Annotated in this window: 1 rRNA gene; it reads right to left on the reverse strand. The window is 54.9% G+C overall.

Going from position 1 to position 350, the window contains the following annotated elements:
- Window positions 1-350, reverse strand: a 23S ribosomal RNA gene (locus V3391_RS17625); the annotation flags it as partial.

The following is a 350-nucleotide window of genomic DNA, read 5'->3' on the forward strand; positions in this document are numbered from 1 at the left end:
AACGGGTGTTCTTCCCGTGATCTTACTGGTTTAAACCATGGGAATACTCATCTTGAGGTGGGCTTCCCACTTAGATGCTTTCAGCGGTTATCCACTCCGCACATGGCTACCCAGCGTTTACCGTTGGCACGATAACTGGCACACCAGAGGTGCGTTCCTCCCGGTCCTCTCGTACTAGGGAGAAATCCTCTCAATATTCCTGCGCATACACCGGATATGGACCGAACTGTCTCACGACGTTCTGAACCCAGCTCGCGTACCGCTTTAATGGGCGAACAGCCCAACCCTTGGGACCGACTTCAGCCCCAGGTTGCGATGAGCCGACATCGAGGTGCCAAACCTCCCCGTCT

The sequence above is a fragment of the Luteimonas flava genome, assembly GCF_036584485.1.
Taxonomy (GTDB): domain Bacteria; phylum Pseudomonadota; class Gammaproteobacteria; order Xanthomonadales; family Xanthomonadaceae; genus Luteimonas; species Luteimonas flava.